The sequence below is a fragment of the Aminobacter sp. P4_D5 genome (genome assembly GCF_056401815.1).
In genome coordinates this window covers 1-26,309 of the sequence record NZ_JBFUIP010000001.1, presented here as the reverse complement: position 1 = coordinate 26,309, position 26,309 = coordinate 1, and the positions used below count along the sequence as shown (strand labels likewise).

Annotated in this window: 19 protein-coding genes; 16 read left to right on the top strand and 3 right to left on the bottom strand. The window is 61.1% G+C overall.

The features are described from left to right. The first annotated feature begins 3 nt into the window (after window positions 1-3). The 11 genes from AC1DWF_RS00095 (at window position 4) to AC1DWF_RS00045 (ending at window position 18,468) form a co-directional block, all read left to right on the top strand. A complete protein-coding gene (locus AC1DWF_RS00095) occupies window positions 4-2,469 on the top strand; it encodes a glycogen/starch/alpha-glucan phosphorylase (protein WP_476787510.1) in 2,466 nt (821 codons plus the stop codon). Window positions 2,470-2,521: 52 nt separating this feature from the next. Beyond that, on the top strand, window positions 2,522-4,738 hold the full coding sequence (gene glgB, locus AC1DWF_RS00090; RefSeq protein WP_476783497.1) for a 1,4-alpha-glucan branching protein GlgB: 2,217 nt from the start codon (window positions 2,522-2,524) through the stop codon (window positions 4,736-4,738). Between the two features lie 14 nt (window positions 4,739-4,752). Continuing rightward, window positions 4,753-6,015: a glucose-1-phosphate adenylyltransferase gene (gene glgC, locus AC1DWF_RS00085; protein ID WP_476783498.1), complete on the top strand. Its 1,263-nt coding sequence runs from the start codon at window positions 4,753-4,755 to the stop codon at window positions 6,013-6,015. Window positions 6,016-6,018: 3 nt separating this feature from the next. Then, a complete protein-coding gene (gene glgA / locus AC1DWF_RS00080) occupies window positions 6,019-7,464 on the top strand; it encodes a glycogen synthase GlgA (RefSeq protein ID WP_476783501.1) in 1,446 nt (481 codons plus the stop codon). After that, window positions 7,464-9,092, top strand: coding sequence for an alpha-D-glucose phosphate-specific phosphoglucomutase (locus AC1DWF_RS00075; protein WP_476783499.1), 1,629 nt, complete (start codon window positions 7,464-7,466; stop codon window positions 9,090-9,092). The genes glgA and AC1DWF_RS00075 overlap by 1 nt, the downstream gene beginning before the upstream one ends. 217 nt (window positions 9,093-9,309) lie before the next feature. Further along, entirely contained in the window at window positions 9,310-11,331 is a 2,022-nt protein-coding gene (gene glgX, locus AC1DWF_RS00070; RefSeq protein ID WP_476787509.1) for a glycogen debranching protein GlgX, read from the top strand. Beyond that, window positions 11,328-12,971, top strand: a complete 1,644-nt coding sequence (gene bglA / locus AC1DWF_RS00065; protein ID WP_476841370.1) for a beta-galactosidase BglA — start codon at window positions 11,328-11,330, stop codon at window positions 12,969-12,971. The genes glgX and bglA overlap by 4 nt, the downstream gene beginning before the upstream one ends. Before the next feature lie 189 nt (window positions 12,972-13,160). Continuing rightward, window positions 13,161-14,753: a peptide ABC transporter substrate-binding protein gene (locus AC1DWF_RS00060; RefSeq protein WP_476787508.1), complete on the top strand. Its 1,593-nt coding sequence runs from the start codon at window positions 13,161-13,163 to the stop codon at window positions 14,751-14,753. Between the two features lie 62 nt (window positions 14,754-14,815). After that, window positions 14,816-15,739, top strand: a complete 924-nt coding sequence (locus AC1DWF_RS00055; protein WP_476784171.1) for an ABC transporter permease subunit — start codon at window positions 14,816-14,818, stop codon at window positions 15,737-15,739. Beyond that, the gene (locus AC1DWF_RS00050) at window positions 15,732-16,850 is read left to right on the top strand and encodes an ABC transporter permease (protein WP_476784170.1); all 1,119 of its coding nucleotides are present in this window, start codon (window positions 15,732-15,734) and stop codon (window positions 16,848-16,850) included. The genes AC1DWF_RS00055 and AC1DWF_RS00050 overlap by 8 nt, the downstream gene beginning before the upstream one ends. A gap of 1 nt (window position 16,851) precedes the next feature. Next, window positions 16,852-18,468, top strand: a complete 1,617-nt coding sequence (locus AC1DWF_RS00045; protein WP_476787507.1) for an ABC transporter ATP-binding protein — start codon at window positions 16,852-16,854, stop codon at window positions 18,466-18,468. 131 nt (window positions 18,469-18,599) lie between these two features. On the opposite strand, the gene AC1DWF_RS00040 is transcribed toward AC1DWF_RS00045, so the two are convergent. The 3 genes from AC1DWF_RS00040 to AC1DWF_RS00030 all read right to left on the bottom strand — a co-directional run bounded on the left by AC1DWF_RS00040 (window position 18,600) and on the right by AC1DWF_RS00030 (window position 21,897). Beyond that, window positions 18,600-19,862, bottom strand: a complete 1,263-nt coding sequence (locus AC1DWF_RS00040; protein ID WP_476786188.1) for an O-antigen ligase family protein — start codon at window positions 19,860-19,862, stop codon at window positions 18,600-18,602. Between the two features lie 11 nt (window positions 19,863-19,873). Then, window positions 19,874-21,118, bottom strand: a complete 1,245-nt coding sequence (locus AC1DWF_RS00035; protein WP_476786189.1) for a polysaccharide biosynthesis/export family protein — start codon at window positions 21,116-21,118, stop codon at window positions 19,874-19,876. 104 nt (window positions 21,119-21,222) lie between these two features. Next, window positions 21,223-21,897: a sugar transferase gene (locus AC1DWF_RS00030; RefSeq protein ID WP_476786190.1), complete on the bottom strand. Its 675-nt coding sequence runs from the start codon at window positions 21,895-21,897 to the stop codon at window positions 21,223-21,225. 601 nt (window positions 21,898-22,498) lie between these two features. Here AC1DWF_RS00030 and AC1DWF_RS00025 point away from each other — a divergent pair. The 5 genes from AC1DWF_RS00025 to AC1DWF_RS00005 all read left to right on the top strand — a co-directional run. Next, a complete protein-coding gene (locus AC1DWF_RS00025; RefSeq protein ID WP_476787174.1) occupies window positions 22,499-22,771 on the top strand; it encodes an exopolysaccharide production repressor protein in 273 nt (90 codons plus the stop codon). Window positions 22,772-23,064: 293 nt separating this feature from the next. Then, a complete protein-coding gene (locus AC1DWF_RS00020; RefSeq protein WP_476787506.1) occupies window positions 23,065-24,096 on the top strand; it encodes a glycosyltransferase family 2 protein in 1,032 nt (343 codons plus the stop codon). A 30-nt stretch (window positions 24,097-24,126) separates the two neighbouring features. Continuing rightward, entirely contained in the window at window positions 24,127-24,498 is a 372-nt protein-coding gene (locus AC1DWF_RS00015; protein ID WP_476786998.1) for a hypothetical protein, read from the top strand. Window positions 24,499-24,642: 144 nt separating this feature from the next. After that, window positions 24,643-25,449 carry an endo-1,3-1,4-beta-glycanase ExoK gene (exoK, locus tag AC1DWF_RS00010; RefSeq protein ID WP_476786999.1) on the top strand — a complete coding sequence of 269 codons (807 nt, stop codon included), beginning with the start codon at window positions 24,643-24,645 and terminating at the stop codon, window positions 25,447-25,449. Window positions 25,450-25,512: 63 nt separating this feature from the next. After that, a partial coding sequence (locus tag AC1DWF_RS00005; protein ID WP_476841369.1) for a UDP-glucose dehydrogenase family protein occupies window positions 25,513-26,309 on the top strand: 797 nt, incomplete at its 3' end.

Sequence of the window (26,309 nt, the reverse complement as noted above, 5' to 3'; positions counted from 1 at the left end):
GACATGACCCGCGCAGTGACCCCGAATATCCCCCAGCCGCTTGGCGACACCAGTCCTGAGGCACTTGCAGCCGAAATTCTGAGCGCGCTGAAATACCGGCTCGGCAAGGACGCCACGGTTGCCACGGAATATGACTGGCTGACAGCGTCGATCAAGGTCGTGCGCGACCGCATCGTCGACGAATGGATTTCTTCGACCAAGGAGGCCTATGACCAGAGCGCCAAGCGGGTCTATTACCTCTCTCTGGAATTCCTGATCGGCCGCCTGATGCGCGATGCGTTTTCCAATCTCGGCCTGATGGAAGCGATGCGCGAGGCGCTCGCCTCGCTCGGCGTCGAGTTCGATGTCATCGCCAAGCTGGAGCCCGACGCGGCGCTTGGCAATGGCGGYCTTGGCCGTCTCGCTGCCTGCTTCATGGAAAGCATGGCGACCGTCGACATTCCCGCCCATGGCTACGGCATTCGATATGCCAACGGCATGTTCCGCCAGGAGATCCATGACGGCTGGCAGGTCGAGCTGCCGGAAACCTGGCTGGAACACGGAAATCCGTGGGAATTCGAGCGCCGCGAACGTGCTTTTGAGGTCGGCTTCGGCGGATCGGTCGAATCCGTCACCGCCAAGGACGGGCGGCTTGAGCGCCACGTCTGGAAGCCCACCGACCGCGTGCTGGCCGTTGCCTACGACACGCCAGTAGTCGGCTGGCGCGGAGCGCGCGTCAACACGCTGCGCCTGTGGTCCGGCATGCCGCTCGACCCGATCCTGCTCGACAAGTTCAACGCCGGCGACCACATCGGTGCGCTCGCCGAGAGCAACAAGGCCGATGCGCTGTCGCGCGTGCTCTATCCGGCCGACGCCACCCCGGCAGGCCAGGAGCTTCGGCTGCGCCAGGAGTATTTTTTCTCCACCGCTTCGCTACAGGACATCCTTCAACGGCATCTGAGCCAATATGGCGACCTGAATTCCTTGCCCGACAAGGCGGCGATCCATCTCAACGACACACACCCGGCTGTGGCTGTGCCTGAACTCATGCGTTTGTTGATGGACGTGCACGGGCTCGATTTCGATACGGCCTGGGGCATCGCCAAAAGCACCTTCGCCTACACCAACCACACGCTGCTGCCGGAGGCGCTGGAAAGCTGGCCGGTGCCGCTGTTCGAGCGGCTATTGCCCCGCCACATGCAGATCGTCTACGCGATCAACGCCGAAGTGCTGCTGGAAGCGCGGGCGACCGGCCGCTTCACCGGCGAACAGATCACCCGCATCTCGCTGATCCAGGAAAACGGCGAGCGGCGCGTGCGCATGGGCAATCTGGCCTTTGTCGGCTCGCACAGCGTCAATGGCGTCTCGGCTTTGCACACCGAACTGATGAAGGAGACGGTGTTCGCCGATCTCCACAGCCTTTATCCCGAACGCATCAACAACAAGACCAACGGCATCACGCCGCGCCGCTGGCTGATCCAGTGCAATCCCGGCCTGACCGGCCTCGCGCGGGAAGCTATCGGCGACCGCTTCCTCGACGACATCGAGGCGATACGGGAGCTCGACGCGTTTGCTGGGGATGCGGCGTTCCGGGAGAAGTTTGCAGCTGTCAAACGCGCCAACAAGGAGCGGCTTGCTAATCTCGTCGCCGAGCGATTGGGCATCAAGGTCGATCCGTCGGCGCTGTTCGATATTCAGATCAAGCGCATCCACGAATACAAGCGCCAGCTTCTGAACATCATCGAGGCGGTGGCGCTCTACGACCAGATCCGCTCGCATCCCGAACGCGAGTGGATCCCGCGCGTAAAATTCTTCGGCGGCAAGGCGGCACCGAGCTATCACAACGCCAAGCTGATCATCAAACTGGCCAACGACGTCGCCAAGGTGATCAACCGCGACCCGTCGGTGCGCGGACTGCTCAAAGTCGTCTTCGTGCCGAACTACAATGTCAGCGCCGCCGAAATCTTGATGCCGGCAGCTGACCTTTCGGAGCAGATTTCRACCGCSGGCATGGARGCTTCGGGCACCGGCAACATGAAGTTCGCGCTCAACGGCGCGCTCACCATCGGCACGCTCGACGGCGCSAATGTCGAGATCAAGGAACATGTCGGCGACGACAACATCTTCATCTTCGGCCTGACCACCGAGGAGGTCGAGCAGCGGCGCAGCGGCGGATATCAGCCGGGCGCGGTGATCGACGGTTCGCCAGAACTCAAGCAGGCGGTGGCGGCGATTTCGTCCGGCGTGTTTTCGCCCGACGATCCCACGCGCTACCGTGAGCTGATGGACGGGCTTTACCAGCACGACTGGTTCATGGTCGCGGCAGACTTCGATGCTTACGCGGCCGCCCAGCGGCAGGTTGATGCGGTCTGGCGCGACAGCCCGGAGTGGTATGCGCGTGCTATCCGCAATGTCGCGCGAGTCGGCTGGTTTTCTTCCGACCGCACCATTCGACAATATGCCAAAGAAATCTGGAACGTACCGGCCTGATGTGATTGCATGAACTGACCTCACGAAGAACCCTGGGAGGGGACACCGCAACATGCTGAAGCCCGGCGCCGCCGCCGAAACGAAACCGGAGCTTGAAAGAGCGGCGGACAGCGATGTTGAGGCGATCGTCAACGGAACCCATGGCGATCCGTTCGCGGTTCTGGGGCTTCAGCAATTGGGCAAGGGCTTCCTCGCGCGCTGTTTCGTGCCCCATGCCGAAACCGTCACGGCACATACGCTGGACGGCAAAGCCTGCGGCGAGCTTGCACGACGCAACGATGTCGGTTTCTTCGAAGGCAAGCTGACAATCCGCAAGCGCCAGCCGATCAGGCTGTACGCCCACAACGCCGGCGGCGACTGGTGGCTTATCGATCCCTACAGTTTCGGCCCGGTGCTTGGACCGATGGATGATTATTTCATCGCCGAGGGTTCGCATCTCCGGCTGTTCGACAAGCTCGGGGCGCATCTGATTTCGCATGAGGGCGTCGATGGCGTTCATTTTGCGGTGTGGGCGCCCAATGCCCATCGCGTCTCGGTCGTTGGCGATTTCAACGACTGGGACGGCCGTCGCCATTCTATGCGGTTGCGCCAGGACATTGGCATCTGGGAAATTTTCATTCCCGATATCGGCCCCGGCCGGCCCTACAAGTTCGAGCTGATCGGTGCCCGTGGTGTCAGGCTGCCGCTGAAGGCAGATCCTTACGCCATCCGCTCCGAGCTTCGGCCGGCAACTGCATCGGTCACCGACAGGCCCCAGGCGCATGAATGGGCCGACGATGCGCACCGCGCTTACTGGAGAGCGGCCGACCATCGCCGCCAGCCGATCAGCATATACGAGGTCCATGCCGGCTCGTGGCAGCGGCGTGATGATGGCGGCTTCCTGTCATGGGACGAGATGGCCGACAGGCTGATCCCCTATGTCGCCGAGACTGGGTTCACCCATATCGAGTTCCTGCCGATCTCCGAGCACCCCTACGATCCCTCATGGGGCTACCAGACAACGGGGCTCTATGCGCCGTCGGCCCGCTTTGGCGACCCCGATGGCTTTGCCCGTTTTGTCGACGGCGCCCATCAAGCCGGCATCAGCGTCATCCTCGACTGGGTGCCAGCGCATTTCCCGGTCGACGAGCACGGGCTTGCGCATTTCGATGGCACGGCACTCTATGAGCATGCCGACCCGCGCCAGGGTTTCCACCCCGACTGGAGCACCGCGATCTACAATTTCGGCCGACGCGAGGTGGTGTCCTTCCTGGTCAACAACGCGCTGTTCTGGGCCGAGAAATACCATGTCGATGGCCTGCGCGTGGATGCGGTGGCGTCGATGCTTTACCTCGACTACTCGCGCAAGGAAGGCGAGTGGATCCCCAACGAGTTTGGCGGCCGCGAGAACCTGGAGTCGGTCCGTTTCCTGCAGAAGATGAATGTCGCCGTCTATGGCACGCATCCCGGCGTGATGACGATTGCCGAGGAGTCAACGTCGTGGCCCAAGGTATCGCAACCGGTGCATGAGGGCGGGCTCGGCTTCGGCTTCAAATGGAATATGGGCTTCATGCACGACACGCTGGAGTATCTTTCGAAAGAGCCGATCCATCGTAAACATCACCACGGCGAGATCACATTCGGGCTGATTTACGCCTTCAGCGAGAATTTCGTCCTGCCGCTGTCCCACGACGAGGTCGTGCACGGCAAAGGCACGCTGCTCAGCAAGATGGCCGGCGACGACTGGCAGAAGTTCGCGACACTGCGCGCCTACTACGGATTCATGTGGGGCTACCCCGGCAAGAAGCTTTTGTTCATGGGCCAGGAGTTCGCCCAGCGCGCCGAGTGGAACGAAGCGAAGGCGCTCGACTGGAACCTGCTCGACTACCCACCGCATCGAGGCGTGCAGACGTTGGTGCGCGATCTCAACTCTCTCTACCGCTCGCGCCCGGCACTTCACGCGCGTGATTGCGAACCCGAGGGTTTTGAGTGGCTGATCGTCGATGACGCGGCGAACTCGGTCTTTGCCTGGCTGCGCAAGGCGCCGGGTGCTGCCCCTATTGCCGTCATTTCAAGCTTCACGCCGATCATGCGCGAAAACTATCGCGTGCCGCTGGCCAAAGCCGGTACCTGGCGGGAAATCTTCAACTCCGACGCGCTGGATTATGGCGGGTCGGGCAAGGGAAACAGCGGCGTGGTCACCGCACGGCCGACGGATGGAGGAGGGGCAGCCGCGACGCTGCTTCTGCCGCCGCTGGCGACGATCATGCTTGAATTTGTGGCGGACTGAGCAGGGAGGGTGCCATGGAAATCAAGAGAAACCAGCCGCTGGCGCGCGATGCCATGGCCTATGTTCTGGCGGGGGGGCGCGGCAGCCGACTCAAGGAACTGACCGACCGGCGCGCCAAGCCTGCTGTCTATTTCGGCGGCAAGACGCGCATCATCGATTTCGCGCTGTCCAACGCTCTCAACTCGGGCATCCGCCGTTTAGGTGTCGCCACCCAGTACAAGGCGCATTCGCTGATCCGCCACCTGCAGCGCGGCTGGAACTTTCTGCGGCCCGAGCGCAATGAGAGTTTCGACATCCTGCCGGCGAGCCAGCGTGTCTCCGAGACGCAGTGGTATGAGGGTACCGCCGACGCGGTTTACCAGAACATCGATATTATCGAGGCATATGGCCCTGAATACATGGTCATCCTCGCCGGCGATCACATCTACAAGATGGATTACGAGCTGATGCTGCGACAGCACGTCGACGCGGGGGCTGACGTCACCGTCGGCTGCCTCGAAGTGCCGCGCCTCGAGGCGTCAGGCTTCGGCGTGATGCATGTCGACAAGAAGGACAACATCATCTCCTTCATCGAAAAGCCGGCCGATCCGCCCGGCATTCCCGACAAGCCCGACTATGCGCTCGCTTCGATGGGCATCTATGTCTTCAAGACCAAGTTCCTGATGGAACAGTTGCGCCGCGACGCCGCCGAGCCTGAATCGAGCCGCGACTTTGGCAAGGACATCATCCCTTACATCGTCCAGCACGGCAAAGCGGTGGCGCATCGCTTCGCCAAATCCTGCGTGCGCTCGAGTACGGAAGGCGAGGCCTATTGGCGCGATGTCGGAACTGTCGACGCCTATTGGGAGGCCAATATCGACCTGACTGATATTACGCCCGAACTCGACCTCTACGATCGAGACTGGCCGATATGGACCTATTCCGAACTGACGCCGCCGGCCAAATTCGTCCACGACGAGGACGGTCGGCGCGGCTCGGCGGTGTCGTCGCTCGTCTCGGGCGATTGCATCGTTTCGGGCGCTTCGCTCAAGCGCAGCCTGATTTTCACCGGCGCGCGGATCAACTCCTACGCGACGCTGGAGGATGTGGTGATGCTGCCGGCCTGCCATGTCGGTCGCTACGCCAGGCTTAATCGCGTGGTCATCGATCACGGCGTACACATCCCCGAGGGGCTGGTCGTCGGCGAGGATCCCAAGCTCGACGCCAAGCGTTTCCGCGTCTCGGAAAAGGGCATCTGCCTGATCACCCAGGACATGATCAACAGGCTGGAGTTGTAATTGGTGCAGGTGCTTTCGGTCACGCCCGAGATTTTTCCGCTGATCAAGACCGGCGGGCTGGCCGACGTGACCGGCGCACTGCCAGTGGCGCTCGCTGGGCTAGGGGTCCGGACGCGCAGTCTCGTGCCGGGTTATCCCGTGGTGATGGCTGGGCTGAAGAAGAAAAAGGCGCTCCATCAATACACGGCATTGCAGGGCGGCAAGGCGGCATTGCACGCCGCCGAGGTCGCGGGCCTCGATATGCTGGTACTCGACGCGCCGCATCTGTTTGACCGGCCAGGTGGTCCCTATGGTGACGCCACAGGTGCGGACTGGCAGGACAACTGGCGGCGCTTTGCGGCGCTGGGTCGTGTCGGCGCCGACATCGCCGCGGGTGCAATCAAGGACTACAGGCCCGATATCGTGCATGCGCATGACTGGCAGTCGGCGATGACGCTTGCCTACATGCGCTACGGCGAGGCGGCGAATGTGCCCTCGGTGATGACGGTGCACAACCTGGCGTTCCAGGGTCAGTTTGGCGTGAGCATATTCAATGGACTGGGCTTGCCACAGCAGGCGATGGCGCTCGACGGCGTCGAATATTATGGCGGCGTGGGCTTCCTCAAGGCAGGCCTTCAGGCCGCTTGGGCGGTCACCACGGTAAGCCCGAGCTATGCCCAGGAGATCAGGTCGCCGGCCTTCGGCATGGGCCTTGACGGGCTGATCAACCTGCGGGCCGACGAATTGCACGGTATCGTCAACGGCATCGACGACGATATCTGGAACCCCGAGACCGACAAGCATCTCGCCGCGACCTACACCGCCAAGACCTTGAAGGGGCGCAAGGTCAACAAACGCGCGATCGAGGAGCGCATGACGCTCGATCGTGAAGATGGCCCGATCTATTGCGTCGTCAGCCGCCTGACTTGGCAGAAGGGCATCGACATCCTGGCGTCCATCATCGATCCGGTTATCGCCTCCGGCGCACGCCTGGCAATCCTGGGCTCTGGCGATGCCGGGCTGGAAGGCGCGCTTTTGGCGGCCGCGGCGCGGCATCGTGGCCGGGTCGGCGTCGTCATAGGCTATGACGAGGGGCTGTCGCACCTGCTGCAAGGCGGTGCCGACGGCATATTGATTCCGTCACGTTTCGAGCCCTGCGGCCTGACCCAGCTCTACGGCCTGCGTTATGGCTGCGTGCCCATCGTCGCCCGCACCGGTGGGCTTGCCGATACCGTCATCGATGCAAATGAAGCGGCGGTGGCGGCTGGTGTCGCCACCGGCTTCCAGTTCACGCCGGAAGATGCTGGCGCTTTCCAGCATGCTATTCTTCGCGCCAACGCACTTTATGCAGATCCGGCCGGCTGGACCTCGCTGCAACGGCAGGGCATGAAATCGGATGTTTCCTGGGATCGAAGCGCCCAGAAATATGCCGCACTTTACCGCAAGCTTCTCTCCAAAAGGGATGCCTGATGATTCGTACAGTCTCTACCTCGCCTTATGACGACCAGAAGCCCGGCACTTCGGGCCTGCGCAAGAAGGTGCCCGTCTTCCAGCAGCCGAACTATGCCGAGAACTTCATCCAGTCGGTGTTTGATTCGCTTGAAGGTTTTGCCGGCAAGACGCTGGTGGTCGGCGGCGACGGCCGCTTCTACAATCGCGAGGTGATCCAGAAGGTCATCGCCATGGCGGTGGCTAACGGCTTCGGCCGCGTGGTGGTGGGGCAGGGCGGCATCCTGTCGACGCCGGCGGCCTCCCACCTGATCCGCAAGCGCAAGGCTTTTGGCGGCATCATCTTGTCGGCCAGCCACAATCCCGGCGGCCCGCACGAAGATTTCGGCATCAAATACAATGCCGAAAACGGCGGCCCGGCGCCGGAGAAGATGACGGATGCGATCTACGCCCACAGCAAGGTCATCTCGAGCTACAAGATCGCCGATGTCGCACCGGTCGATATAGACCGCCTGGGCACCTTCGAGGTTGGCGGCATCAAGGTCGAAATCGTCGACCCGGTGACTGACTATGCCGAGCTGATGGAGACGCTGTTCGATTTCGACGCGCTGCGCGCCCTGTTCAAATCGGGCTTCCGCATGCGCTTCGATGCCATGCATGCCGTGACCGGTCCCTATGCCAAGGAAATCCTGGAAAAGCGGCTTGGCGCTGCCAACGGAACCGCGCGCAATTTCGTACCGCTCGAGGATTTCGGCGGCCATCATCCAGACCCCAATCTGGTCCACGCCAAGCACCTTTATGACGAGATGATGGGCCCCAACGCGCCGGATTTTGGGGCGGCCTCCGATGGTGACGGCGACCGCAACCTGATCATCGGGCGCGGCATTTTCATCACGCCTTCGGATTCGCTGGCGATGCTGGCTGCAAACGCCCATCTCGCGCCGGGCTACAAGTCGGGCCTCAAGGGCATTGCCCGTTCGATGCCGACAAGCGGCGCCGCCGACCGGGTCGCTGAAAAACTCGGCGTCGGCATGTACGAGACGCCGACCGGCTGGAAGTTCTTCGGCAACCTGCTCGACGCCGGCATGGCGACGATCTGCGGCGAGGAGAGTGCCGGTACCGGCTCAGACCATGTCCGCGAAAAAGACGGGCTGTGGGCGGTGCTGCTATGGCTCAACATCCTTGCCGTGCGCGGCGAAAGCGCCAAGGACATTGTCGCCAAGCATTGGGCGACCTACGGCCAGAACTATTATTCGCGCCACGACTATGAAGAAGTCGAGACCGATCGCGCCAACGCGCTGGTCGATGAGCTGAGGGCGAAGCTTGGCTCGCTGCCGGGCACGAACGTGCGTGGCATGAAGATCGCCAGCGCCGACGACTTCGCTTACCACGACCCGGTCGACGGATCAGTGAGCAAGAACCAGGGCATCCGCGTGCTCTTCGAGGGCGGCTCGCGCGTCGTCTTCCGTCTGTCCGGCACGGGCACGTCAGGTGCTACGCTGCGCGTCTATATCGAGCGCTACGAGGCCGATCCGGCGCGGCATGGCCTCGACACGCAGGCAGCGCTTGCCGACCTGATCCAGGCGGCCGAAGACATTGCCGGCATCCGCAGCCACACCGGTCGCGACAAGCCGAGCGTGATTACGTGAGATTGGGGATGACGGCTGATCTCCCCCCTTGCGGGGGAGATGTCCGGCAGGACAGAGGGGGGCAACGTAGGGCGCCTGCGATCCGCGAAGTGCGCACCTTCCAAAGGCGACAAGGCCGCCAATCCTGGATCGGGTGTGTTTTCTCGCACCCCCCTCTGTCCCGCCGGACGTCTCCCCCGCAAGGGGGGAGATTGGACTGCCTCGCTGTCGCTTTCCAATGAACTCGCGTCGCGCCAACACTGCGCTGGGCGCGACAATTACCGACAGCGGCATCCGTTTCGCTGCCTGGTCGAGTTCCGCCGAACGCATGTGGGTGTCGGTCTTCGACGCCGAGGGCAAGACCGAAACCGACAGGCTGGAGTTGCAGCGCGAAGGCGAGGGTGTCTTCGTGCTGTCGGTTGCCGGATTGGGCGAAGGAGCCTGTTATGGCTTCCGCGCCGACGGGCGATACGCGCCAGACGAGGGGCTTTGGTTCGATCCCGACAAGCTGCTGGTCGATCCCTACGCAAAACGCATCGACCGTGCCTATCGATACGATGGCCGGTTGGCTGCACCACGCGGGCAGGCCGGCGACACTGCCCAACTGATGCCGAAAGCGGTGGCGACCACGCTTCAGGCCGTGCCGTCTACGCCACCGAACTTCCGGCAAGGTGGGCTGATCTACGAAGTTCAGGTGCGGGCTTTTTCGATGGGCCATCCGTCTGTTCCAAAGAAGCTTCGTGGAACTATCCGCGCGCTGGCCGAGCCTGTCGTCATCGAGCACCTCTTGAAGCTCGGCGTGTCGGCCGTCGAGCTCATGCCGGTGACGGCGACGATGGACGAGCGCCATCTGCCGTCGCTCGGGCTGCGCAATGCCTGGGGCTACAATCCTGTGTCCTTCATGGCGCTCGATCCGCGGCTGGCGCCCGACGGCATCAACGACCTGCACCATACCACCGCCGCGCTGCACGAGGCCGGTATTGGCGTCATCCTCGATCTCGTCTTCAACCACACGGCCGAGAGCGACGAGCTTGGCCCGACGCTCTCCCTGCGCGGCCTCGACAATCGCGCCTATTATCGCGAGGCGGTAGGCGATCCCGGCCGCTATGCCAACGATACCGGAACTGGCAACACGCTCGCCTGCGACCATCCGGCGGTACAGGAGCTGATCCTCGACAGTCTCAGGCACTTCGTCGTGCATGCCGGCGTTGACGGTTTTCGCTTCGATCTGGCGCCAGTGCTGGGCCGGGTCGGTGGCGCGTTCACCGCCAATGCGCCGCTGCTGCAGGCGATGCAAAACGACAAGATCATCGGCGACCGAATCCTGATCGCCGAACCCTGGGATATCGGCCACAATGGCTATCGGCTCGGTGGCTTTCCGCAAGAATTCCTCGAGTGGAACGACCGCTACCGCGACGACGTCAGACGATTCTGGCGCGGAGACCGTGCAATGGTTGGAGCGCTGGCAACACGGTTGGCTGGGTCATCTGACATCTTTGGCGGCGATGCGCGGACGCGAACCGTCAATTTCATCGCCGCCCATGACGGCATGACCGTGGCCGATATCGTTCGCTACGAGCGCAAGCACAACGAGGCCAATGGCGAGCACAACCACGACGGCCACAATGAGAATTTCTCCTGGAACAATGGCGTCGAGGGCGAAAGCCGGGACCCGGACATTGTGGCCAACCGTGACCGCGATGTGCGCGCCATGCTGGCCACGCTGTTTGCCTCGCGCGGCACGATAATGCTGACCGCAGGCGATGAATTCGGCCGCAGCCAGCGCGGCAACAACAACGCCTATGCGCAAGACAACGAACTGACCTGGCTCGACTGGGCCGATCGCGACACAGCGCTCGAAGACTTCGTCGCCGGTCTGTCCAGGCTCAGGCGAGCGGTCCCGGCGCTGGCGCAACTGGAGTTTTTCACAGGTGCACCCCGCGATGGCCAAGCCGTATCGGATGTCGAATGGCTGACCGAGGCTGGCCGACCGATGTCGGACGCCAACTGGCATGAGCCCGACCGGCATCGCCTGACGATGCTCGTCGCAAACGGCGACGCTTCTGGCGGGCGGCTGGCGGTGATGATCAATGGCTCACGACGCGACGCGGGTTTTAGGCTGCCCGCTCGTCCCGGCTTCCTGTGGCAATCGGAATTCGATGAGCATGGGCCGGCGAATGACCGCTTCGCCGTGCCAGCGCGCTGCGTCTTGTTTGCGATCGAACGCCCTGCGAATGACAGCCAAGGAGAGTCGTCATGACGCCGAAAGACGGAGCAACGTCGGCAACCGACTGGTGGCGCGGCTGTGTGATCTATCAGGTCTATCCGCGCTCATTTCAGGACACGACAGGCGACGGTAGCGGCGACCTTGCCGGGATAACGCAACGCCTGTCGTACATCGCTTCGCTGGGTGTCGATGCCGTCTGGCTGTCGCCCTTCTTCAAGTCACCGATGGCCGATATGGGCTACGATGTCTCGGATTATTGCGATGTCGATCCGATGTTCGGCACGCTTGCCGACTTCGATGCGCTGATCAGCGAAGCCCATCGTCTCGGGCTCAAGATCATCATCGACCAAGTGCTGTCGCATTCTTCGGACAAGCACCCCTGGTTTCTGGAGAGCCGTGCCAGCCGCGACAATCCCAAGGCCGACTGGTATGTCTGGGCGCAGCCAAAACCCGACGGCACCGCCCCAAACAACTGGATGTCGATCTTCGGCGGGCCGGGCTGGGAGTGGGATTCGACACGCAGGCAATATTATCAGCACAACTTCCTGGCCTCGCAGCCCGACCTCAACTTCCACAATCTCGAAGTCCAGGACGCACTGCTGGAGACGGTGCGTTTCTGGCTCGACCGCGGCGTCGACGGCTTCCGGCTCGACACCGTCAATTTCTACGTTCACGACAAGTGGCTGCGCGACAACCCGCCCTTGCCGAAGAGTATTGCCGGCGAAAACGAAGACCCCAATCCCTACGAATATCAGGATCATCTCTTCGACAAGACGCAGCCGGAAAATCTTGAATTTCTCAAGCGCTTCCGCTCGTTGCTCGATGAATATGGAGCGCGCGCTTCGGTAGGCGAAGTCGGCGATGGCGCGCGCTCGCTGCAGACGGTGGCGGCCTACACGTCGGGCGGCGACAAGCTCGATATGTGCTACACATTCGACCTGCTTGGTCCGAAATTCTCGGCCGAACATGTCGGCAAATGTATTGCCGATTTCGAGGCGGCCGTGACCGACGGCTGGGTCTGCTGGGCCTTTTCCAATCACGACGTGATCCGCCATGTGACGCGCTGGACGAGGCCCGGAGGCGACCCCGAGGCGGTGGCGAAATTCTCGATTGCCCTGCTTGCGTGCTTGCGCGGCTCGATCTGTATCTATCAAGGCGAAGAGCTCGGCTTTGGCGAAGCCGAGTTGGCCTTTGAGGATTTGCGCGATCCCTACGGCATTCGCTTCTGGCCGGGCTACAAGGGCCGCGACGGCTGCCGCACGCCGATGGTGTGGGAAGCCCAGGCAGAACAGGGCGGCTTCACGGACGGCAAGCCGTGGCTGCCGATTCCGGCCGAGCATCGTGCCCTCGCGGCCGATCGGCAACAACAGGAAGCGGAATCCGTGCAGGCTCGCTACCGTGCCATACTCGCTATTAGAAAGACGCTTCCGCCACTCATCCATGGCTCGATTGCGCTGTTGGAGGCAAAGKGCGACGTGCTCGCTTTCGTGCGGGAGTCGCAGGACGAGCGGCTGCTCTGCGTTTTCAATTTTGCCGAAAAACCCGCTTCCTGGCCGGTGCCGGCAGGGCTTGGCGGCCTAAGCCCAATGGCGTTTCCCGGAGCTTTACGCGACCTCGAAAAAGACCGTATCATCTTGGCCCCGCTCGATTACTTTATCGGGAGCTTAGTTTGAACTCGCTCAAGTTGACTTTAGGTGAGCACGAGTCGTGTTGAAAATAAAAAAAGTCGTGTCTAGTCTCAGCCACCGCTGGCGGTAGGGAGCTGCCGGCTCGCTCAACGAAACCGGAAAAATCCGGCATTCGGGCGCTAACCAGGCGAGGCCGTGTTTACGGGGAACACGCCTATTTGGGAGAAGGAAAACATGCTGAAGAACATGCTGAAAGCGACAGTGTTCGCAACGACGCTTGCATTGGCTACAGGCGCGATTTCGATGCCGGCCTTTGCCGAGGTCGTCTACAATCGCGGTAGTGCGGCGGAGCCGGAATCGCTTGATCCACACAAGACCTCGACTGTCTACGAAGCCCACATCCTGCGTGACATGTTCCTGGGTTTGGTGACGGAAGATGCCAAGTCTGAAGTTATTCCGGGAGCCGCCGAGAGCTGGACCGTTTCAGACGATGGCACCGTTTACACCTTCAAGCTGCGCCAGGGCGCGACCTGGTCCGATGGCAGCCCGGTGACAGCCGAGGATTTCGTGTATGCGTTCCAGCGCCTCCAGGACCCCAAGACCGCGGCGGAATATGCGTCGATGCTCCAGAAGGTCGTCAACGCAAAGGAAGTGAATGCTGGCAGCAAGAAGCCGGAAGAGCTGGGTGTAAAAGCGATCGACGCAAACACGCTCGAAATCAAGCTGATAGCGCCGACTCCCTATTTTCTTGAAGTCCTGACTCATCAGTCGACCTACCCGGTCAACAGGGCATCGATCGAGAAGCTGGGCGCTGATTGGGTCAAGCCGGGCAATCTCGTATCCAATGGCGCTTACACGTTGGCTGAATGGGTTCCGAATGACCATATCAAACTGGTCAAGAACCCGAAATTCTACGACGCTGCGAACGTCAAGATCGATACGGTAAACTATATTCCTACAGAGGACCGTTCGTCGGCTATGAAGCGTTTTGAGGCTGGCGAGCTCGACAGCTATGACGATCTCCCCACTGAGCAGCTTGCCGATCTGAAGGCGAAGTTTGGTGATCAGGTTCGCGTCGCCCCTTATCTTGGGACCTATTACTACGCGATCAAGACTGACAAGGCGCCGTGGGACAACGTCGAATTGCGCAACGCAGTCTCGATGGCCATTGATCGTGATTTCCTGGCCGAGAAGGTTTGGAGCAATTCCATGTCCGCGGCCTATTCGATGGTTCCTCCGGGTATTCAAGGTTACACGACGTCGCCGGCTGCATTCGCGGACAAATCGCAGATTGATCGCGAAGATGAAGCCAAGAAGGTTCTCGAAAAGCTCGGCTATGGTCCTGACAAGCCGCTGAAGATGGAAATCCGCTACAATACCTCGGAGAACCACAAGAACACGGCGGTCGCTATCCAGGAGCAACTCAAGCCGCTGGGTATCGAAGTAACGCTCCTGAACACCGACACCAAGACCCATTACGGCCATCTTGAGCAGAAGGGCGACTTCGACGTCGCTCGCGCGGGCTGGATCGCCGATTACAGCGATCCAGAAACGTTCCTTGAGATTTCTCTCAAGGCTGACGGTCACAACTACTCGAACTTCAACGATGCGAAGTTTGAGGAGTTGATGAAGGCTGCAACCGCCGCCGGTGGCAAGCCTGAAGAGCGCTTCAAGCTGCTCAGCGAGGCCGAAAAGGAGCTCGTTGACAACGTCGGCAACATTCCGCTGCTCTATTACAACTACCACAACATCGTTTCCCCGAAGCTTGCAGGCTTTGAGGACAATCAGATGGACCGCCATCCGAGCCGGTTCATGAGCAAGAACTAAGTCCAGCCGAACCGCCGCCCCGCGTTGGGGCGGCGGCTTTTCTTAAAGAAGGCGGACATAAGATGCTGCTCTATGTACTAAGGCGGTTGCTGACCGCCATCCCAACGCTATTCGTCATCGTAACGCTGGCGTTCTTCCTGATGCGTGTTGCTCCCGGTGGCCCTTTCAACCAGGAGCGCGGGCTCAGTCCGGAAATCAAGGCTAATCTCGAAGCTCAATTCGGCCTCGGTGATCCGCTCTGGAGACAATATCTTAATTACCTCAACAACTTGCTGCATGGCAGTCTCGGGCCGAGCTACAATCTGCCTGATTTTACCGTCGGCGAGCTCTTCGCCAAGGGCCTGCCAATTTCCATTCAGCTCGGCCTTTCCGCGCTGCTGCTGGCTCTTGCAGTTGGAACCGTGCTTGGCGTGATTGCAGCCCTCAACCAGAACAAGTGGGGCGACTACACGGTCATCGCTGTGGCGACGGCAGGCAGCACAATTCCTACCTTCGTTATTGCGCCAATCATCCAGTTGACCTTTGGCTTGGCCTGGAAGCTCTTGCCGATCGGCGGCTGGGGCGATGGTGCGTTGATCAACAAGATCGGCCCTATCCTAACCCTGTCACTGCCGCAGATTGCCATCGTGGCGCGCCTGATGCGGGGCTCGATGATAGAGTCGCTGCATTCCAATCACATCCGCACCGCTAGAGCGCTTGGCCTTTCCGACTGGTCTGTGGTGATCAAGCACGCGCTCAGAGGCGCTGTCCTGCCCATCGTGTCCTATGCTGGCCCGGCGGCGGCGGCACTTCTGACGGGTTCGATCATCGTCGAGACCATTTTCGCCATTCCAGGCGTGGGTCGTTACTTCGTTGATGCCGCACTCAACCGCGACTATACGCTGGTGATGGGTACTGTCGTGGTGATCGCCTTGTTTACGATCGCCTTCAACCTGATCGTCGATGTCCTCTACGCCTTCTTTGACCCGAGGGTGCGATATGACTGAGATAGCCATTACCGCACCGGTCGTTGGGCGCTCGCTCTGGGGCGACGCCTGGGCGCGCCTCAAGGCCAACAAGGCTGCAATGTTCAGCCTCTTCTATCTGATCGCGATGGCAACAGTGTGCATTGTTGGCCCGCTCTTCGTGCCGCATCAATACACAACGATCTATCCCGACTATGTAAGAATCCCGCCGAGCATTTCTGCCTATCCGAAGCCCGACATGATCGAAAAGGCGATGAGTGACGCCGTCAGGCGGATGCGTGTCGACGTCAAGGAATGGCGGCAGGAAGGCGAGCGCGTGTTCATAACCGTGACGTCGGCAAAGCCGCTCGATGCCCGCAACATCCGCTATCTCGATCGTTCCGATACCTTCGACGATGGCAAACTGGAAAGCACATCACCCGATGGTTTGACGGCGGTGATGAGTGCCTCGATCAAACAACAGTATTTCCTGTTTGGCACAGACAATGTCGGTCGTGACTTGCTGTCGCGAACCTTGATGGCAGGCCGCATCTCGCTGGCGATCGGCCTTCTGGCCGGTATCGTCGCGGTGGTCATCGGCGTTACCTATGGCGCGACGGCTGGCTTCTTGGGCGGCAAGACTGACGAGGTGATGATGCGCATCGTCGATGTGCTCTATTCACTGCCTTTCATCTTCTTCGTCATCATGCTTGTCGTCTTCTTCGGGCGAAACTTCGTGCTGATGTTTTTAGCTGTGGGAGCGGTGCTGTGGCTCGACATGGCGCGTATCGTGCGTGGCCAGGCATTGTCGATCCGCAGGCAGGAGTATGTCCAGGCGGCGGAAGCGCTCGGCGTCAGGTCGCGCGGCATCGTACTGCGGCACGTCATCCCCAACCTGCTCGGGCCGGTGGTCATCTATATGACCTTGCTGGTACCGCAGGTCATCATCCTGGAGAGTTTCCTGTCGTTCCTGGGGCTCGGCGTGCAGGAACCGATGACCAGCTGGGGCGTGCTCATTTCCGCTGGCGCCAAGAACATCGGCACCGCCAACTGGCTGCTGTTATTCCCGGCATTCTTCCTGGTCTCAACGCTGTTTGCGCTGAATTTCGTCGGCGACGGACTTCGCGATGCACTCGATCCGAAGGACAGGTGAGATGGCTGGAGAAACAATCCTTTCGGTCAAGGACCTGCGCGTCCGCTTCCGTACGCTCGACGGCGTCGTCGAAGCGGTCAAGGGCATCAACATTCACGTCGATGCCGGCGAGACGGTTGCCGTGGTCGGTGAGTCCGGATCCGGCAAGAGCCAGACGATGATGGCGGCGATGAGCCTGCTGGCATCCAACGGCGAGGCCACAGGCGTCGTCGACTATCGTGGCAAGAACCTGCTGACGCTCGGCAAATCGGAACTCAACAAGGTCCGCGGCCGCAAGATCAGCATGATCTTCCAGGAGCCCATGACCTCGCTCGATCCGCTCTATACGATCGGCAACCAGCTGATGGAGCCGATCCGCAGGCATCGTGGGCTGAGCGGTGCGGAGGCTCGCGCCGAAGCACTCAGGCTGCTCGAACTGGTCAAGATTCCCGACCCCGAGCGACGCCTGAAGTCTTATCCGCACGAGATGTCGGGCGGCCAGCGCCAGCGCGTGATGATCGCCATGGCGCTTGCCAACGACCCGGACATTCTGATCGCCGACGAACCGACGACCGCTCTCGACGTGACGATCCAGGCGCAGATCCTGATGCTGCTGGCCGAGTTGCAGCGCAAGCTCGGCATGGCCATCGTCTTCATCACTCATGACCTTGGCATCGTCCGGCGCTTTGCCGACCGGGTCTACGTCATGCGCTACGGCGAGGTGGTGGAAGAGGGCAACGCGGACGAGCTGTTTGCCAATCCGCATCACGACTACACCAAGATGCTGCTTGCCGCAGAACCGACCGGCCGCAAGGCAGCACCCGCCGACACCGCGCCGATCCTGCTTGAAGGACGCAATGTCGAGGTGGAGTTCAAGATCGGCGGCGGCTTCCTTGCCGGTCCGCCGATGCTGCTCAAGGCGGTCGATCGCATATCGGTCTCGCTGAAGCGTGGCCAGACGATCGGCATCGTCGGCGAGTCAGGGTCGGGCAAGTCGACGCTCGGCCGCGCCTTGCTCAGGCTGTTGCCAAGCGAGGGCATGATCCGCTTTGCCGACAAGGACCTGTCAAAAGCCGATCGTGCCGAGATGCGCCCGCTGCGCCGGGAGCTGCAGCTGGTTTTCCAGGACCCGTTCGGTTCGCTCTCTCCACGCATGACGGTGGGGCAGATCATCACCGAAGGGCTGCTCGTGCACGAGCCGTCGCTGTCGTCCAAGGATCGTGACAAGCGGGCGGTAGAAGCGCTGCTCGAGGTCGGCCTCTCGCCTGACACGCGAAACCGCTATCCGCACGAATTCTCGGGCGGCCAGCGCCAGCGCATCGCGATCGCGCGAGCGATGATCCTCAAGCCGAAGGTCGTCGTGCTTGACGAGCCGACGTCGGCGCTCGACCGCTCGGTGCAGAAGCAGATCGTCGAGCTGTTGCGCAAGCTCCAGGCCGATCACGACCTTTCCTACCTGTTCATCAGCCACGATCTGGCGGTGGTCAGGGCTATGGCCGACTACATCATCGTGATGAAGCAGGGAAAGATCGTCGAGGAGGGGCCGACCGAGGAGATCTTTGGAGAGCCACGCGAAACCTACACCAAGACGCTGATGGCAGCGGCGATCGACGAGACGAAATTCCGCTTGTCGGCATGATACCGCTTGCGCGGGAGTTTCCGCGCAGGCGCCTCTTTTAGAATGAGAGATCGGCCCGGGTGTCACTTCGACGCCCGGGTCGATTGCTTCAGAGATCAGGATAGAGCTGCGGTCCCGGTCGCGCAGGTCCGTCAAATGGCTCCAGAAAACTGCTTCGATGCAGGCGACTGTGCAACCATGCGCCTAGGTGCCGGTTCCTTGACGCGAGCCCAGCAGTAATAGAGCAGGAACGAGCCGATCGCGTAGGGCTGCAGGATGTCGACCTCGAAGAAGGAGCGGATGACGAGCAGCGCCAGCAGGCCCGTCTGCAGCAGCGGCTCGGTCCAGTCCCTTTCATTGAGAAGCCGCCATATGCAGAGCCGGAGCACGGCAAGCAGAGGCAGGATGATCGCTGCTGTACCGACATAGCCGAGTTCCACCAGCGCCTCGATATAGGTGTTGTGGAAGTGGAAACCGGTTCGCGAGGCGATGTAGAACTCGTTCCACAGCCGCTCCGCCTCGGAGAAGCCTTGCACCCAATAGGCCTGGTAGCCAACGCCGAGCCAGGGTGCGTAAGATGCCGCGTCCAGCCCTTGCTGCCAGAGATAGGTACGTCCCGTCAAAGTCGTGTCTTTGCCGAACGCGCCAAGCACCATGTCGACGGCGCCGATATTGAGTGCTGCGAGCACTGCCGCACAGGCGAGCACGGAGCCTCCGAGAAAGAAGATCTTGCGATGCGTGGGAGAGAACGCTTCGAGACCTGCAATCGCAATCACCAAAGCAACAGTCGCGGGCGTCGCCAGCATCGAGGTTGCCGAGTGGGACATCACCAGAAGCGCTGCCGACAGGAGCACGACGCCGAGAGCAAGCAGACGCGCGATGCGGCTGCGGGTGAGGAACAGCCCGAAGTAGCAGCCGAGAAGCACGCCCAGCGATGCGTAAAAGCCAAGCTGGTTTTTCGAGCCGAAGGCACCAACGAAACTGTAAGTGCCGTCGAGCGCGTCGTAGACCGAGCTGCCGACAAGAATAGAATAGGTGAGCACGACGACGATGCCGGCCATGGCGCCGATGCTCAGCGTGCGGGCGTCGATCACGCGGGCAGCGATGACGGCACAAACGACATGCGACAGATATTGCAGCGCAGCGCGGCTGGTCACATCTGGCGCGTCGGACCAGAAATAGGAAAGGCACGCGATCAACGCGAAAGCCAGGAGCTGCGGCGAACGGGCGAGACGCCCGAGCGTGAAGCGATAGTCGACCAGGATCAGCGGCAGCCAGACCGCGTAATACATCAGGATCGAAACCTGGCCGAGGCGGAACGAATAGGCGAAGACGAAAAATGACACGGCGACCGCGAAGGCACCGTAAAGCGTGTTTTGGCCTGGATCGACCAGCAGTGCCTTTCTGATCCGCATTTTTGCCGCCGCTACTGGATGAGCGGGCCGCTTGCTCGCTCGACCTTCAGGACGTCGCCGGGCAACACCGGAGTATCCTCGGTCGCTGCGACTTCCTTGGTCTTGTCGCCAGTCTTGCGGACAAGCACGTAAGAAAGTGCCTGTTCGGCACCTCCGGCTGAGGGCGCAACGCCTCCCGCCTCCGAGATCAGGCCGTTTTGCATCCCAAGCTTGAGCGTCACGGCATTGAGTTCAGCCACCACTTTCTGGCGTTGGACGGCAAGTTCGGACTCGTTGTCGTTCTTGAGGTCGATGGCTTCCTGTTCGGCCTTGCTGATGTCCTGCTTGGCCCGAAGCATTGCCGTGTCGAGGTCGAGGATCTTGCCTTCCATCTCGGCGATGGCGCGCTCGGTTGAAAGCAGGCGCGTGTTCACCACCAGGCCTTTTTGCGCCAACGTGTCGATGCCGCTGAGTTCCTTACGGGCAAGTTCGACCTGGCGCTTCTGCGTTTCGGATTTCTGCCCCAGCGAGACGATCTCGCGTTCGAGCAGGCCCTTGAGGTCTTCGAGAGCCTGCAGCCTGAGCGTGATCTTCTTTTGGCGCGACACCATGATGGCGGTCTCGTCGGCGACCATTCCGGGCACCGCAGGTAGGGAGGCGATGTCCTTGGGCGCTTCGACCACAGTGTTGCCGGCGAGTTCGGCCTCGATGCGCGCGCGGGTCACCATCAGGCGGAGCTGTTCGTCGGAGAGGACGGCATGGCTACCTTCGGCGGTGATCAAGTCGCGCTCGGTACGCGCACCCTCGGTGCCGCGGCGCATGCCGCCAGCGATGCTGATCGCCTTGAGCACTGTGAGTTCCGGGGCGTAGGGATATTGCCCCGGCGTCTTGATGTCGCCCGAGATGTAGAACGGGCGGTATTGCGCGACCTCGACCGATGCCTCCGGCCGATCGGAAAGGCCGAATTTCTCCTGCAGCGTCTTGCCGATCGTCTCGGCGATCTCGGCTGTGGTTTTGCCCGATGCAGGCGTTTCACCGACGAAGGGCAGCGACAGTTTGCCGGAAGGCCCAATCGTGTAATCGCCGCTGACAGACGACCAGTCGCGGAATGCGCCTTCGACCGTCTGCCATTCGACGACGCGGATGGTCAGCTTGTCCTGGGTACCGAGCTGGTAATCGTCGGCGAACGCCTCCGACGCCGAGAAGGCCAGCGTAAGACAAACGATACCGTTCAGCAGCCGGCTTGCGCGGCTGCGGGGAAAGTGTGCGAGGTGCAATCTCAAATCTGTCCTCCGTTCCTGTGCCGAAGAAATCCAAGGGCGTTTGCGGGTGAGGGGAGACGCTGCGCTCCCATTCAAGCGCAGCCTCGATTGCGGCAAGCTCAGTAGCTGCCGCGCGACATGCAGACGGCCGGAACCGTCTTGAGGATGATGCGGATGTCTCCGGCGAGCGACCAGTTCTCGACATACTGGCGGTCGAACGCCACCCGGCTGTCATAGGAGACGTCGTTTCGTCCGCTGACTTGCCACAGGCCCGTCAGGCCCGGACGCGACTTGAAGTAGAACACCACCGCCTTGCCGTAATATTCGAGTTCGTCGCGCACGACGGGGCGTGGACCGACGATGCTCATGTCACCCAGCAGGATGTTGACGATCTGCGGCAGCTCATCAAGGCTGAGCCTGCGCAGCACGGCACCAACGCGTGTGACGCGTGGGTCTTCCTTCAGTTTCCGCGTCTCCTCCCATTCAGCCTTAGCCTCGGGATTGTCGCGAAAATGCGTGGCAAGAACCGCATCGCCGTCCCGCACCATGGTTCGGAACTTGAGGCAATGGAAAATCCGGCCGGCGCGGCCGATCCTGCGATGGCCATAGAACACAGACCCGCCATCGGAAACCTTGACCAGCAAGGCGATCATCAGGAACAACGGGCCGAGAACGATGAGCCCGGCGCTGGCGCCAACGACGTCGAAACCGCGCTTGATTGCCCCACCCAGCGGCGGAAATTCCATGGCCGCGTGCGGAAATTCCAAGCTCGTCGACTTGGCAATATCCCTCATGCTGCTACTCCAGTTGGTCAATKACCCGCCCAGGGCAAAGATAGCCAGGGTATGCTGCGCTGCAAAACACGATTTCTTGGCGTTTGAAACAATGATGCCAATTCCTGGGTGATTGGCGACCGTAGGTTGCACAAGAAAAAGACATGGTGACAGTTTCGAGGCTATCGCGTTCTGTATTTCAGAAGAAGCGAATATGCGGATATGCGTTGGTTTTGCCTAAGTAAATTCAGTATTTATTGGCGCCGCGCCTTACGTTTCGCGGCAGATGACGCCGATTGTTGAAATGCATGGCCGAATTTGGCCAATGTGCGGAAATAGTTCTATTGCAGGAAGCATGGGGCAACCCGCCGTTTCGAAGTTCTGTGCAGTGCAACATTTGTTAGCACCTGCTCGGCAAGCTGCGACAGCGTGCTCGGCTTGCTGACTTCCAGGCCGACCAATATAATGGCACGACGTTCCTCGGATTGACCGGCCATCAATACGTCTGTGCCAAGGTAGATGTGGGAAATGGGCGCTAGCGGAAGCTTGCGAGGGCTAGGGGCATGGCAAGTAAACTCACGACGAATCTGACGMCGCTGCTCCAGGCAGGCGGTCAACCGCAATGACCTTGCCCAAGTTTATCCTCGGTCTGGCGATTGTGATCGTGATCGTTGCGCTGTGGTCTTATCTGGATGCTGCCAGCTGGAGCATGATCTTCCTGCGCATCGTCATCTGCGCCGTGATTCTGCAGGTCGGATACTTTCTGGCAGTCCTTGCGATGGTGCTTCGCAGCGCGCCTAAACCTCTCGAAAGCCGGGATGGCGCGAAGGCTGCAGCAGAGGCCGGCACGATCGTGCCGGCCGACGACCTGACGCCCAAAGGCAGCGCTCACTGAGCACATTGGACCTTGGCGGAATCACGCGCCACCTCCTCCACAACCATCGCTGCTAGCTAATCGTTGCCCGAGCTGACGCGGGTACTTTGCATTGCGCTTGTTGCGAAAATCGGGGCACCGCGATGTGATCACCGGGATCTGGCTGCACGCCTTGGTGAGCTGGGGGTGACCCGACCTGGAGCGTTCTTCCGCGAGCCGGGACGTGAATCGCCGTAACAAAAGTTGGGGTTCCCATGTTCGCAGGTGCAATATAGCTCTGGCCGGGGCGGGACTGTGACGGAAAGGCAACCGACGTGAGCGGAACCGACGTCTGTGTCATCATTGCCGCGCACAACGCGGCGGAGACGATTGCGACTTCTATTGCCTCGGCGCTGCGTGAGCCCGAAGTGGCTGAGGTCGTGGTCGTGGACGATGCCTCGACCGATGCGACCGAAGCGGTGGCGCGCGCCGCCGGGGATGGCAGTGGTCGGCTTTTGGTGCTGAGGCTCGAAGTCAATCGCGGCCCCTCATCCGCACGCAACCTGGCCATAAGGCAGTCGAAGGCGCCGTTGATAAGCATCCTCGACGCAGATGATTTTTTCCTGCCGGGCAGGTTCAACAAGCTATTGAGCGGCTCCGACTGGGACATGATCGCCGACAACATCGTCTTTGTTCAAACGAACTCTGCCCGAGACGTTCTCTCGGGCAAGGTGCCAAGCTTCGTGTCTGCTCCAGAGTTCCTGGACCCGGTGCAGTTCATCAAGGGCAACATCTCTCGGCGCGGCGCCCAGCGCGGCGAACTCGGCTTCCTCAAGCCCGTGATCCGGCGCGCGACGCTTGAGGAACATGGCCTCAGCTACGATGAATCGCTGCGCCTGGGCGAAGACTACGCGCTCTATGCCAGGGCGATGCTGCATGGCGCGCGCTTCAAGCTGATCCGGTCCTGTGGCTACGGCGCGGTCGTGCGGCCGCAATCGCTCAGTGGCCGACATCGCACTGAAGATTTGCGACGGCTCGCCGACACAGATCTTTCGCTTCTGGGCAATCCAGAAATCGCGGCTGAGTTCAAACCGGTGCTACGCCGGCACGAGCGCCATGTCAGGGACAAGTATCGCCTGCGTCGCTTCCTCGACCTCAAGGCGGCCAGCGGGCTCGCCGACGCAGCGACGTTTGCTCTTCGCTCTCCGGCGAATTTTGCCGGTGTCGTGGGTGGTGTGGTCATGGACAAGATCGAACCGCTGCGCCGGGCATTGTCACGCGCGCCTTCAGCGGGCGATGCACGCTACCACTATTTGATGCCTGGCACGACGGTTGTCGGCGAGCATGCGGGCGCTAGGCTGAAATGACGTTCGATTACCAAACGCGGAGTAGCATGCATGACATCGATCTTGGCATTCCGCACCCGCACCCCTGACCGCGATCAGGGGACGGATCGCGTGCGTTTCGAACAGCTCGCGCGCTCGCTTGATCAACTCGCTTCCGAGATCGAGGCGGAGAGAACTGGCATCAGGAGCCGCTATGAGGCGGTCTCGGCCAATGCGGCTTTCCTGGTCGAAGCCATGGACAATGACGCGGTGTCGTCGCGGCGGGCGGCTGAAATGGACCAACTGACCGAAGCGCTCAAGAACTGCCTTCGTCGCATCGAGGAACTGGGCAGGCAGACCGAGTTCGTCTCAGGGCTTCGTCATTCGGTCGACATGTTTACTGCCGAAGGTCGCTCGACTGGGGGAGCCGACAGCGCAAGTTGACGCGGGAGCGATCTTGCCCCGGCGATCGTCGGCAACGGATTCAGGGAGGATGGAGGAACAAGTTGCCGGCCGGGCGCAACCCTGGCCGGGTGTTAGGATGTGGTTCCCGGGCGGGAGGCATGCAGGCACAAGGATGACTTGGCTATGAACTTGAACAAAAATCACGTTGCTGGCCGCTTCGGCGCCTTGCAACTGTCGGTCGCGCTCGTCGGTCTGCTTGGTGCAACAGGTGGTGCGCTCGCACAGGATGCCACTGGCGCGTCATTCGTCGACAATTTCGACAGCCTCAGCGGTTCTCGCTGGTTTGTCTCCGATGGATGGGACAACGGCAAGCATCAGAACTGCACCTGGTCGAAAAACCAGCTCAAGCTCGCCGACGGCAAGCTGATACTGAGCTTCGAAAAGAAGCAGTTCAAAAACCGCGATTATTCCTGCGCCGAAGTGCAGACCAAGGCACGCTTCGGCTACGGCACCTATGAGGCGCGCATGAAGACCGGCACCGGCTCCGGGCTCAACGCGGCTTTTTTCACCTATATCGGGCCGGTGCATAAACAGCCGCATGACGAGATCGATTTCGAGGTGCTGACCAAGGACCCCTCGAAGGTACAGGTCAATGCATATGTCGGCGGCAAGTCGAACGACGAAAAACTGGTCGGTGTTACAGGCGGCGCCGACAAGGGATTCAACGACTACGCCTTTGTCTGGGAGAAGCAGCGGCTGCGCTGGTACGTCAACGGCAAACTCGTGCATGAGGTGACCGATGCCTCGCAACTGCCCAGCCATCCGCAGAAGATATTCTTCAGCCTGTGGGGCACCGATACGCTCAAGGAATGGATGGGGCCGTTCTCCGATCCCGGCAAGCCGGTGACGATGGCCGTCGACCGGGTGGCGTTCACCGCGCTCGGCGAGCCTTGCCAGTTCAAGGAATCGGTCGCCTGCAAGCTGCAGTGATCTCCAAACGACGAGCAGTCCGACGCCGGACTTGCAACATCACAAACAACAGGATTTGACCGGATGAACTTGACGGTATTTGGAATTGGCTATGTCGGGCTTGTGCAGGCTGCGGTTTTGGCCGAGGTCGGCCATGACGTGGTCTGCGTCGATGTCGACGCSGCCAAGGTCGAGCGGCTGAACCAGGGTTTCATCCCGATCTTCGAGCCGGGYCTCGAAGCKYTGGTGCGCGAMAACCAYGCSGCGGGSCGCATCGTCTTCACTACCGATGCGGCGATGGCGGTGAAGCATGGCGAAATCCAGATGATCGCGGTCGGCACGCCGCAGGGCGAGGACGGCTCGGCCGACCTCAAATATGTGTTGTCGGTCGCCGAAGTGATCGGCCGCGAGATGGCCGGTGCCAAGATCGTCGTCACCAAGTCGACGGTACCGGTCGGTACCGCCGACAAGGTCTCCCGGAAGATCGCCGAGGTGCTCAAGCAAAGGGGCCGCGCGGATCTCTCCTTCGACGTCGTCTCCAATCCGGAGTTCCTCAAGGAAGGCTCGGCGGTCGCCGATTGCATGAGGCCCGACCGCGTCATCATCGGCACCCAGAGCGAAGCCTCCGAGGCGGTGATGCGCGAACTCTACGCGCCGTTCAACCGCAACCACGAAAAGATGATCGTGATGGACGTGCGCTCGGCCGAGTTCACCAAATATGCCGCCAACTGCATGCTGGCGACCAAGATCAGCTTCATGAACGAGATGGCCAACCTCGCCGAACTGCTCGGCGCCGACATCGAGGAGGTGCGCAAGGGCATCGGCTCGGACCCGCGCATCGGCTACCACTTCATCTATCCCGGCCTGGGTTATGGCGGCTC

What these genes read in the sequence shown, in the direction of transcription:
- AC1DWF_RS00025 (WP_476787174.1), top strand. Translation starts at nt 22,499, where the DNA reads ATGACCTTGCCCAAGTTTATCCTCGGTCTGGCGATTGTGATCGTGATC.
- glgC (WP_476783498.1), top strand. Translation starts at nt 4,753, where the DNA reads ATGGAAATCAAGAGAAACCAGCCGCTGGCGCGCGATGCCATGGCCTAT.
- glgX (WP_476787509.1), top strand. Translation starts at nt 9,310, where the DNA reads ATGAACTCGCGTCGCGCCAACACTGCGCTGGGCGCGACAATTACCGAC.
- AC1DWF_RS00015 (WP_476786998.1), top strand. Translation starts at nt 24,127, where the DNA reads ATGACATCGATCTTGGCATTCCGCACCCGCACCCCTGACCGCGATCAG.
- AC1DWF_RS00075 (WP_476783499.1), top strand. Translation starts at nt 7,464, where the DNA reads ATGATTCGTACAGTCTCTACCTCGCCTTATGACGACCAGAAGCCCGGC.
- AC1DWF_RS00045 (WP_476787507.1), top strand. Translation starts at nt 16,852, where the DNA reads ATGGCTGGAGAAACAATCCTTTCGGTCAAGGACCTGCGCGTCCGCTTC.
- AC1DWF_RS00040 (WP_476786188.1), bottom strand. Translation starts at nt 19,862, where the DNA reads ATGCGGATCAGAAAGGCACTGCTGGTCGATCCAGGCCAAAACACGCTT.
- AC1DWF_RS00050 (WP_476784170.1), top strand. Translation starts at nt 15,732, where the DNA reads ATGACTGAGATAGCCATTACCGCACCGGTCGTTGGGCGCTCGCTCTGG.
- AC1DWF_RS00060 (WP_476787508.1), top strand. Translation starts at nt 13,161, where the DNA reads ATGCTGAAGAACATGCTGAAAGCGACAGTGTTCGCAACGACGCTTGCA.
- glgB (WP_476783497.1), top strand. Translation starts at nt 2,522, where the DNA reads ATGCTGAAGCCCGGCGCCGCCGCCGAAACGAAACCGGAGCTTGAAAGA.
- AC1DWF_RS00030 (WP_476786190.1), bottom strand. Translation starts at nt 21,897, where the DNA reads ATGAGGGATATTGCCAAGTCGACGAGCTTGGAATTTCCGCACGCGGCC.
- exoK (WP_476786999.1), top strand. Translation starts at nt 24,643, where the DNA reads ATGAACTTGAACAAAAATCACGTTGCTGGCCGCTTCGGCGCCTTGCAA.
- AC1DWF_RS00055 (WP_476784171.1), top strand. Translation starts at nt 14,816, where the DNA reads ATGCTGCTCTATGTACTAAGGCGGTTGCTGACCGCCATCCCAACGCTA.